10 protein-coding genes are annotated in these 10343 nt (G+C 59.4%); 3 read left to right on the plus strand and 7 right to left on the minus strand.

All coding sequences use genetic code 11. From position 1 onward, the window contains the following. Positions 1-177: 177 nt before the first annotated feature. Both KOM00_RS20235 and KOM00_RS20240 read right to left on the minus strand, forming a co-directional pair. Entirely contained in the window at positions 178-2826 is a 2649-nt protein-coding gene (locus KOM00_RS20235; protein WP_216500825.1) for a putative bifunctional diguanylate cyclase/phosphodiesterase, read from the minus strand. A gap of 292 nt (positions 2827-3118) precedes the next feature. Further along, positions 3119-3613: a cytochrome P460 family protein gene (locus KOM00_RS20240; RefSeq protein WP_216500826.1), complete on the minus strand. Its 495-nt coding sequence runs from the start codon at positions 3611-3613 to the stop codon at positions 3119-3121. A 312-nt stretch (positions 3614-3925) separates the two neighbouring features. On the opposite strand from KOM00_RS20240, the gene KOM00_RS20245 reads away from it, so the two are divergent. Next, positions 3926-5017: an ADP-ribosylglycohydrolase family protein gene (locus KOM00_RS20245; RefSeq protein WP_216500827.1), complete on the plus strand. Its 1092-nt coding sequence runs from the start codon at positions 3926-3928 to the stop codon at positions 5015-5017. Between the two features lie 11 nt (positions 5018-5028). Beyond that, positions 5029-5928 carry a YceI family protein gene (locus KOM00_RS20250; protein WP_216500828.1) on the plus strand — a complete coding sequence of 300 codons (900 nt, stop codon included), beginning with the start codon at positions 5029-5031 and terminating at the stop codon, positions 5926-5928. 81 nt (positions 5929-6009) lie between these two features. Here KOM00_RS20250 and KOM00_RS20255 read toward each other — a convergent pair whose 3' ends face one another. Next, positions 6010-6594 (minus strand): hypothetical protein, encoded by a 585-nt coding sequence (locus KOM00_RS20255; protein ID WP_216500829.1) that lies wholly within the window; start codon positions 6592-6594, stop codon positions 6010-6012. A 253-nt stretch (positions 6595-6847) separates the two neighbouring features. Further along, positions 6848-7708 carry an AraC family transcriptional regulator gene (locus tag KOM00_RS20260; protein ID WP_216500830.1) on the minus strand — a complete coding sequence of 287 codons (861 nt, stop codon included), beginning with the start codon at positions 7706-7708 and terminating at the stop codon, positions 6848-6850. Between the two features lie 168 nt (positions 7709-7876). Between KOM00_RS20260 and KOM00_RS20265 the strand changes: the two genes are divergently transcribed. Next, positions 7877-8254 (plus strand): hypothetical protein, encoded by a 378-nt coding sequence (locus KOM00_RS20265; RefSeq protein WP_216500831.1) that lies wholly within the window; start codon positions 7877-7879, stop codon positions 8252-8254. 239 nt (positions 8255-8493) lie between these two features. Here KOM00_RS20265 and KOM00_RS20270 read toward each other — a convergent pair whose 3' ends face one another. From KOM00_RS20270 to KOM00_RS20280, 3 genes are all read right to left on the minus strand, one after another. Beyond that, on the minus strand, positions 8494-9168 hold the full coding sequence (locus KOM00_RS20270; RefSeq protein ID WP_216500832.1) for a hypothetical protein: 675 nt from the start codon (positions 9166-9168) through the stop codon (positions 8494-8496). Between the two features lie 245 nt (positions 9169-9413). Next, complete coding sequence (locus KOM00_RS20275) at positions 9414-9677, minus strand: hypothetical protein (RefSeq protein WP_216500833.1); 264 nt, start codon at positions 9675-9677, stop codon at positions 9414-9416. A gap of 229 nt (positions 9678-9906) precedes the next feature. After that, on the minus strand, positions 9907-10343 hold a 437-nt coding region (locus tag KOM00_RS20280; protein WP_216500834.1), incomplete at its 5' end, for a LysE family translocator.

A 10343-nucleotide genomic window follows, 5' to 3' on the forward strand; every position in this document is an offset into this window, starting at 1 on the left:
CGGATAGTGCGGCCTTCATCAACGACTAACTTGATTGCTTCTTGTTTAAACTCTGAATCGTACTTTCGATTCGATCTCATGACACACCCTCCTGGCTCGTTAGGATATATGGTGTGTCCTCAAAAGTGAAGATAGCTCATTTTATCGTTTTTATCGCTTTCATCCCTTTTATCCCTTTTATCCCTGTTGTCTTGCTTTTTGTCCCAGCTCAGGCGAGGGGCAACCGAGGTGGTACCCCTGTGCGTAGTCGATGCCGACGCTTTGCACCGCCTCCAGGATTTCCTCCGATTCGATGTATTCGGCGATGGTGCTGATGTTGAACTCCTTGGCGAGGATGGCGAGCGTCTTCACGAAGGCCATGTCCCGGTAGTCGTTGAGCATGTTCCTCACGAAGACCCCCTCGATCTTCACGTAATCGATGGGGAACTGCCGTATGTACTGGAACGAGGAAAAACCCGACCCGAAATCGTCGATGGCGAACTTGAACCCCTGGGACTTCAGGTCGTAGACGAACTTCTCCAAAAGGGTCAGGTTCTTCACCGTCTCCCGCTCGGTCAACTCGAAGACCACCCTGCTGCGGTCGATGTGGTACCTGTCCGCGAGGGCGATGATGTTGGGCAGGAACTCGCTCAGGATCATCGACTTCGGGGAAAGGTTCACGAAGAGGTTCCCCTGGTACACCTGCTCTTCGACGGTGGCGAAGGCCTTCTCAAGGAGGATCGCGTCGAGCCTCCCCACGATGCCGAGGCTCTCGGCGGTTTCGATGAAGTCGCTGGCGGCGATCACCTCGCCGTTCACCTCGATGCGGCAGAGCACCTCGCAGCACTCGGGCTGGCCCGGTCCGAGCGCGACGATGGGCTGGAAATACGGCATGACCCTGCGCCCGTCGACCGCTTCCTGCACCATCCTCGCCTTTTCCCCGACCATCCGGAACACCTCGACGACGTCCTCGGCGGTGGGGATGCTGACCCGGTTTTTCCCCTCCCCCTTCGCCTTGTAGGTCATGTTGTCTGCGAACAGGAACAGGTCCTTTTCCGTCACCGCGTGCAGCGGGAAGAGAGCGAGTCCGATGGAGGCGGTGGCCCTGGCCTTTGCCGCATCCGGGGTGGTCACGTAGAGGTCCTCGGTGATGTTCCTGATCCTCGCGGCCACCAGGGCCGCCTGCTCCTCGTCCGCCTCGGGAAGCAGGATCACGAACTCGTCCCCGCCGTAGCGTGCGAAGATGTCCCCCTTGCGCAGGGCCTGCTGGACCGCCGCGGCAAAGGCGGCGAGGTAGCGGTCGCCGATGGAGTGCCCCCAGGTGTCGTTGATGTGCTTGAAGTTGTCCAGGTCTATCACGAGCAGCGCGAAGCTGTAGCCGTGACGGTCGGCCCGGCCGATCTCGTAGGAGATCAGCTCCCAGAACACCCGCTGGTTGAAGAGGTTGGTGAGGGGGTCGCGGGTGGCGTAGTACTCGAGGTCCTTGGTGTACTTGTGGATCGCCTTGATGGAGCCGATCACGTTCAGGAGCGTGGTCAGGATGCTGTCGATCACCAGGCAGCGGGTCGAGTTCCACGCCGACTCGGACTGGACCCCGATCCCCACCACGCCGCCGATCTGCGGGGAATCGAGGATCAGCGACTTGGTCTGCAGGTCCAGGGTGCCCTGCTCCAGGACCAGCTCGGTATGGTCGGATGCGATATTGTGGATCACCTGCAGGGTGGAGCTCTCCGCCAGGCGGGCGTTTTCGCTGCGTATCTTGCGCAACACCTCCAGCTCGACCCGCTTCCTGGTTTCCTCGCTTGGCCGGGCGCGCCAGAAGACCTCGATGTCGTAGAGCTCCTCGCCGACCTGGAAGATGCAGAACAGCATGTAGGCGTCCACCACCTGGTTGATCTCGAGGAGGAGGCAGGCGACGTGCTCCTTCCAGTCCCGGATCACCTCGGACGTGATGATGAACTTCTCCAGCATCCGGATCTCCAGCTCCAGGATCTCCTTGTCCACCGACACCGCCCGTATCTTATCCACCAGTTTCGAGACCTCGCCGAAGATCCGGTCCAGCTCGGTGAAGCCGGGGGCCACGTCGGAGAACTCGAGGCGGGTCAGGTCGCGGATGCTGTTCACCTGGATCACCTTGTCACCGAGCTCGTTGATGGAAGGGACCACCCGGGCGCTTACCAGGCGCGCGATGAAAAGGGCCATCAGCACCGGGATGGGGGAAAGCAAGAGGAAGAGTAAGAACAGTTTGTGCCGTGCCTGCCGCAGCATCGGCCCGATATCCTGACGCACCTTCAGCGCGCCGAGCAGGGTTCCGGTGCGGGCGTTGCCGTGACAGCCGAGGCAGTTTTCAGCGGCGAAGAGAGGAAAGATCGCCTCTACCACCCGCCCCTCGCCCCGCTCGAGGACGGTGCCGCTTTGGAACACCTGCTCCACGCCCGGATCCGGGGGAAGCTCGACCCGCCCGTAAAGCGCCTCTACGACCGGCGTGCGGTACAGCTCGACCGAGTGGCTCCCAAGCGCACCGGTCCCGCTCGGCATGTTGTAGAGGCTCAGGAGTTCCTGCCGGGTGGCCCCTTTCCCCATCAGCAGGGGAATCGAGTGCTGGAACTGCTGCGCCTGGTCGTAGGCGAGCCTCGTGGCGCTGCGTTTGACGGTGTCGAGGTAGACCAGCGAGGAGATGCCGAGGACGGAAGCGAAGCTGATGAAGGAGACGGCGAGGGACGATGCCAGGATGAAGGTTCTCAGGGAGAGCCGGAGACCGCGGCTGACCTCGGTGGTTGATGCGCAGGACTGCAGCTCCGGGACTTCACAATTTTCTTCGATGGCGATACAGGATACGTTTTCCAATTTAAACAGGACCTTTTTTGTCTTATTTGAAACTGGAAAGGTTTATATCACGCGACTTGGCTCATAGCAAGAAATTCCTATATTCAGCAATCATGCTAAGTGGATATCTCAAAAGAGTTGCGACGTTCCGCAATTTTTGCGGGTCCACAAGCCGCCGCACGCCCCCGCCCCCCCCTTTGCGAAGGGGGGACAGGGGGGATTTGCCTCGGTTCAGGTTCTCCGCACGTAAGCGCCCAGCCCCGCGTCGAAGCACAAGGCCGGGCGCCACGAACTCTTTCCACCGCGGAGTTCCTTACGGCGTCTTGACGATCTTGGTGAAGAGGTAGTCGTTGGCGGCCACCGGCGTGTGGCAGCCGAAGCACTCGGCGACGAAGCTTTTATCCTTGCCGTAAGGCTGCAAATTGTTGCCGACGAAGCGGGCGAAGCCCCACCCTCCCGTGTCCTTGTATTTCTTGGCATCCTTCACCATGAACTCGACTTGCACGAAATCGCCCGGCTCGGTAGCCACGGGGAACGACGGGTGTTTCTCCGCCTTCCAAGCCACCTTGGCCAGGACAGTGCCATCAGGGAGCGGTTTGGTTCCGGCTTTCAAGGCTGCCACAGCGATCTCGTTCCCGGTTATGATCCGGATCTGCCCCTTGTCCTCCCGGTAGGAGGGACCGACTACCTTCCAGGACATATAGTCGGGATAGAGGGCGATGCCGTTGGGAGCGATCGGACGGTCCGCTGCCGTGACCGAACCGGCTACCGACAGGGCCACGACACAGGCAAGCAACTTTTTCCTCATAGCTTCCTCCTTCATGCAAGATGATCAGCGTGCACCTGACACAGGTGATCAAGTTGGACCGGACCCGGCAGACACAGGCGACTTGGAAACAATAGCAAAAAGTTGTCCCGCGTAAAGAAGACGCAGTCGAATCAGCTTGCGCATGACACAGTGACGGCCGTTTCCGCGAGGATTCCTGAGTTGATCCAGCCGGGCTATCTCTTCGCCGGGTCGCGCTCTGCGTCGCAAGTTGAGCGTATTTTGCTCAAGGTGCTAAAATACGAAGATACATTCGCACCTGAACTCGATTGGTGCGGGATAACGAGGTGCACCATGGCTGACACGACACTCCGCGACCGGGCATCCGGCGCCATCATGGGCGCGTTCATAGGGGATGCCATTGGGCTCGGCCCCCATTGGTACTACGATCTAACCGAGTTGCATAAAGACTACGGCGAATGGATCAGCGGCTACACCGACCCGCGCCCCGGGCGCTACCATGAAGGGCTCAAGGCGGGGGAATTGTCCCAGGCGGGACTCATCCTCAAACTGCTTCTGGAATCGCTGGTTCACTGCGGCAAATACGACCAGTCCGACTTCTGCCGCCGCATGGACGAGGAATTGCTGCCGCTTCTGGACGGGACTCCGATGAGCGGGCCGGGAGGCTACACAAGCCAGTCCATCCGGGAATTGTGGCGCCGACGGGTGGAACAGCAGCTCCCCTGGGGGCAAACCGGCGGGCACGCCGACACCACCGAAGCGGTCGAACGAACACTGGCCCTTGCCGTGCGCTATGCGCTGGACCCGGCCCGGCTCGCAGTCACCATCGCCGACAATGCCGCCCTCACCCAGAACGACGCCACCATCCTATCGATGACCGTAGCCTACGGCGCCGTACTGGGACAACTGGTCCAGGGGAAAGCGCTGGACGCCAAGCTCTCGGGACGGCTGATGAAGCTGGTCCATGACGGCGCCCTCCCCTTCCATGCCGTCACAGGCGACGATCTGCAGCCGCCCCGCGCCGGAGCCCCGGACCCGCCGCGCGCTGGTAAGTTCGCCTCGCCCGATGCGCTGCTGACCCCTTCCTACATGGCAGCGGCCGCCGCCGATCCGGAGATACGCATCGAGCCCGCCTGGAAGGTCTCCATCGTCTACGGCATGCCCTGCGCCATCTACCACCAACTTCCCGCCGCTTATTACCTGGCGGCGCGTTTTAAGGACGACTTCGAGTCCGCCCTGCTGCACGCCGTCAACGGCGGCGGCCAAAACCAGGCGCGCGCCATACTGACCGGAGCGCTGGTTGGGGCGCAGGTGGGGCTGTCGCAGATTCCGCAACGCTTTCTGGACGGCCTCACCGATTGCACCACACTGTGCAGCCTCGCAGCCAGGCTGGCCGCGGACGCGAACGGTCCTGATCGGACCTGAGGGGTGAAACCATGAAAACGACCACCTGTGCCGAACTGAAGGAACTGTTGTCCTCCGGCGCCCTCGTCATCGACGTCATGACGCCCGAAGATTACGCCGCCTGCCATCTGGCAGGCGCACAGAACGCCTGCATCTACGAGATGGTGTTCCTGGACCGCATCGCGGAGCTCGTTCCCGACCGTAACACCGAGCTGATCCTGTACGACGCGACCGGGAGCAGGCTCACCGCCGAGGTCGCGCGGGACCGCCTGTTACAGGCGGGATATCGAAACGTTTCGGTCCTGGAAGGAGGGCTCGCGGCCCTGAAAGCGGCGGGACTCCCCGTCGAGACCGGGACGGACCCATGCCCCGAGGCGGGCGTCGCGCATGGCAGTTACTCGATCGACAAGGAAAAAAGTTCCCTCGAATGGATCGGGCGCAACCTGAACAACCGCCACCACGGCACCATCGACGTGCAGGGGGGTGAGCTGGTCATGAGCGACGGCAGGCTGGTTTCCGGGTCCATCGTGCTGGACATGACCAGCATTCAGAACCGCGACCTGCAGGACCCGTACTGGCTCGAACTCCTGGTGCGGCACCTGAAGTCGGAGGACTTCTTCGCCGTCGAGCGCTTCCCCACCGCCTCGTTCCGGCTCACCCGCTGGGAGCCCGAAAGTACTGGAGCGCCCGAGGCGCCCGAAGGAACCGCCATCGGGGAACTCACCATCAGGGGGGTCACCCGTCCGGTGGGCTTCCCCGCCATAGTGGCGCCCCAGGAAGACGGCAGCATCAAGGCGCATGCACACCTCGACATCGACCGAACCCTCTGGGACGCCGGGTACGGCTCGGGAAAGCTCTTCGAGCGCCTCGGCATGCATCTCGTGCACGACCTGGTCACGCTGGAGCTGTTCGTCCTGGCGGTTAAGAAATGATAGGGAAGGAAGGAATAGCGAAGGGGGGACAGGGAGGACAGGGGGGACTTGCCTCGGCAAAATCAGCTCGTAGTTGCCCTGTTACTGCGCGTCACGAGGATCGCTGAACGAGTCATCCGCTTCGGCACCCCGAACCCCGTTGCAGCTGCACAGCTTGCAGCCGCCCGCATCGGCGCAGGGGCGATGCACCACGTTGTACAGCACGAAAAGGATGGTCCCCATGAGCACGGCGGCCAGGAGGTTGGTTCCGCCCAGGACGTCCTCGACCTGGAAGACATGTCCCGCCAGCGATACCCCGCGTATGTCCGAGGCCGCTGCGGCGAGTTTCCCAAGCCCGAAATAGAGGATGGCGCCCAGGGCGACAGCCGTTAACGCGTTCATGCCCTTGGTAACCATGTAATGGCAGGAGAAGGCGGCGCGACGCTCCGCCAGGCAGATGATGGCACCGGTGGCGATGGAAAAACCGGCGCTGGGAAGAACGAGGTATTGGACCAGTTCGATGGTCGACTGGTTGAGGACGGCCGCCTCGACCCTTTGGGAAGACGTCGTGTAGATGTGGAGCAGGTAGAGAAGAGAGGCGCCGCTTCCAGCGAGGATTGCGGAGGAGAGCATGTGGGCCTGTTTGAGGGCCGCTTGCATGGCGGCGTACAATCGCAGAGAACGCATCATGGCATCCCTAAACGCCGTCGCGCCACCTCGCGTGTCGACGGCTGCAGAACCGCAGGCCCGGTCCGGGCCCCATGTAATTCGATTCTTCGCGTACGGGAATTGCCTGGATGCATCGGAATGTGCAGGTTCCCTCTCGCCCTTCCGATAGCGTATACACTATTTTCTTTAATAAGTAAACAGCAAAGGCTCCGAGCCGGGAGGTGGCATGTCCCGGCCGGAGCCTTTGACGCTTTTGCAGCGGCCGCACCGGCTATTTCAGCGGCAGATAGATGTCGGTCACGAGCTCGTGTTCGGCGACGTCCGGAACCAGGTTCAGGTAGTGGAAGAAGATCGGGAAGTCCCGCAGCTCCTCCCCGCTTTGGGGGAACCAGTCGCGGCAGAGGGGATAGATGGTGTCGCCGATCCGGTCATGGCATCCGAGATGGCGCACAACCGCGCAGCGGCCGCCCGGGATCACGCCGTTTTCTACCCCCTGCGGGTTCTCCGGCACCGGTTCCGACACCGTGCCGCAGATGTCGAAGCGGAACCGTTCGGGCTCGGTCACCGCGGGATCGTCGTAGGCGATGCCGAGGGTAAGCGCCTGCTTCACCGGCGAAAGCCCGCTCTCTTTGCGCCATTCGATGAACTTCAGCGCCGAATCGTTCAGCTTCTCCGGCGCGCCGCGGTGGGCCAGGACGGCGATCCGGGTCTCGGGGAACTCCACGATTTTTACTTCCATGTCTTCTCTCCTTTGCATGGGCGGCGGCCGGAAGCGTTCCTTCCAGGGCTGCCATTTCGGTGATTTTCTGAATTGAGAGGGGGACTGGCCGAACACCTGCCTGAAGGCGCGGGAGAAGGCCTCGGGACTCTCGAAGCCAGCGTCCAGGGCAATATCGATGATCCGCTCCTCGCGGCGGTAGCAGAGCCGGTACGAGGCGTGCTTCAGCCGCATTTGCCGGATGAAGGCGAAGACCCCCATGCCGGTGTAGAGCGTGAACTGCCGGTGGAAGTGGAATTTCGAGAAATGCGCCACCCGGCTCAGTCCCTCGACCGTCAACGGCTCGTCAAGGTGCCGCTCGATGTACCGAACGACCCTGTCGAAGCGTTGCGCGTATGCCTGTGCCTTGTCCATGTGCCTACCGTCCCCTCTCGATTCGCAGGTGATCCTACCCGAGAGTCGGAGAGAAATCCTGACCGGAATTGCTCAATGCGGCGAATATAGCACTCGTCCCCTCTTTTTGGCGCGCGAACTTCAATTTCCGGGTTTCAAAAGAAAATTTTAGGAGATGTGCACGACTTTTTGAAGTTGGAACGTCGCGGCGGAGCGTTGTCGCATTTTTTTGGTGCGAGAACTTCGATTTTAATGTTCCAAAAAATATTTTTGGAAGTTATGCACGACTTTTTGAAGTTGAAACGCCGCGTCCGAGAGTTGTCGCATTTTTTTTGTGCGAGAACTTTGATTTTAATGTTCCAAAAATTATTTTTAGAAGTTGTGCACGGCTTTTTGAAGTTGAAACGCCGCGCCCGAGAGTTGTCGCATTTTTTTTGTGCGAGAACTTTGATTTTAATGTTCCAAAAAATATTTTTGGAAGTTGTGCACGGTTTTTTGAAGTTGAAACGCCGCGCCCGAGAGTTGTCGCTTTTTTTCTGTGCGAGGACTTCAATTTTAATGTCTTGAATAATATTTTGTGAAGTTATGCACCACTTTTTGAAGTTAGAACCTGGCGATAAACTCAAGGTCCTGTCTTTGCGAAGGAGTCAGGGGGCCTTTGGCCGCTGTTGGCCACTAAGTGATGCAGGAGAACTCGAGTTCCACCCTTTACGAAGGGGGGACAGAAGGGATTTGCTTTTTGGAAGGACAAGCAGCTTCGGTCTGCCGCAAGCCGGCAGGCCGAAGCGGGGAATTGGGAAAGGTAATTACAACACGATAATCGAAACAGCCTGAGACCACGGCCCAGGCCCCTCCGGCCCATCGGTCCTCATCCTGACGTAGTACCTGTTGGCCGGCTCGAGGTTTTTGAGGATGATCTTGGCGCAACTGGCGTGGTGTCCTCCAGGGTTGTACCAGCTCGCCTCAGAAGTCGGTTCACCTTTACAGAGATTGATCAGGTACGGCCCGCCCCCCCGAACGTGACTGCCCTGGACGAGAATCCATCCCGTTTTCCCTTTCACATGTTTCACGTCGAGACGGATCTCCACATTTTGCCGGGAGGAGTGCGCCTTGCGTGAATTCTTGTGGGCGGTTTCCTTTGGCGGCAGCTTGATGGTGTGGAGGATGCTGGGATCCCTCCGGTGGATCGCGATGGTCTTCATGTAACTGACCGAGCCCAGCACGTCGAGCTCGCAAAAATCCCGCACTTTCTGGCGCTGTTCCCGGAACAGGACGTCTCCCCTGTCGGCCCCGGCGCTCAGTTCCTTCATGGCCAGCACATGCTCCCTCAACGTCTGTCCGCAACAGACGTGTGCGGGCCGGTTTTCGTTGTAGAGCGAACTGGCATCCAGGGAATCAGCGAGCTCAGTAACGGTGACGAACAACTGGGGGAAAGTCTGCTTTCGGAGATTGGTATCGACTGAATCGTACTCCTCGACCATAGTAGCCTCCCGGACCAAAGATTAGTTTTGTCCAATATAGCAAAGGCTGTAATCTCGTCAAGCGCCGAAAATTATTCCCTCATCATCCGGCCTCCCACGCTCCGGGCGGGAGGGGGATGCCCATGAACATGAAAAGGCTCCAGCCGCCGTTTTTCAACGGGCGAGGCTGAAGCCTTTTTGCAGAGGTCGTGATCGCCGGCTCCCTTCCCACCTGGGAGCCCGCCCAGATCCTCACTCCGTTTAGGTCACTGGCGGTATTTATACGTGCTACCGTCAACCCTTATCACGGCTGATATCTTGATGTTGCAATGATTCTCAATTTCTTGAATTTGTTCGATTGCATAGTCACCTATTGCGTCCTGCACCTCTTCAATTTTGAAAAACAGGCTCAAGCCATCATCAAATTCTTCATTAGTTACACCATTAGACCATTCTATGAACCTTGAGCGCTCGGCAGGTGATAGCTTCGATGCCAAGATACTAGTAAGAATTGATTTACTACCTGCCATGTCGTCCCCCTTCAAAAGTGTATTTAACTCGCCAAGCAGGACTTCAGCACCCTCAGAATAGTATATCTCTAGTGCGGCCAGTCGACCAGTTGCACAGCAGCCCCCGACAGCCAATCCCATGAGTCCCGTGAGGGGACATTGCTGAGATTTGGATATTTGAGCAAAAGGGTTGTGCCTGCAGAAACGTCATTCCGAGCGCCCCCGCGCCCCGCATGTCGAATAGGGGCAGCTACCGCAACAGCAATACCGCCCCGAGGAGAAGCAGCACTCCTCCGGAGCATTTTTCGATCCAGGGCGCGTGGCGGTCGAGGCGGCATCTTACCTTTTCGCTCCCCGCCAACCGCGCAATCGACAGATCCCAGAAGAAGACGGCGAGAACCATCCATACGCCGTAACAGGGTTGGATCGCCTGGGGCGTATCGCGGCTCACGATCACGGTGAAGAGGCTGAGATAGAAGACTGCATTTTTCGGGTTGAGGATGGCCGAGAGAAAGCCGGCTGTGAACAGCCTGCGGCGGCAGGTAGCATTGCGTTCCGCCTCATGTGAACCGGCATGCAAAAATGACCCACCTTTAGGCCAAATCGGCGTCCAAAATTGACCCACCCCAGCATCCTTCTCCATACTCTCCGGACCTGACCAGAGAGGGAGAGCCCAAAGGAGATGCT

It is taken from the genome of Geomonas diazotrophica (genome assembly GCF_018919385.1).
Classification (GTDB): Bacteria; Desulfobacterota; Desulfuromonadia; order Geobacterales; family Geobacteraceae; genus Geomonas; species Geomonas diazotrophica.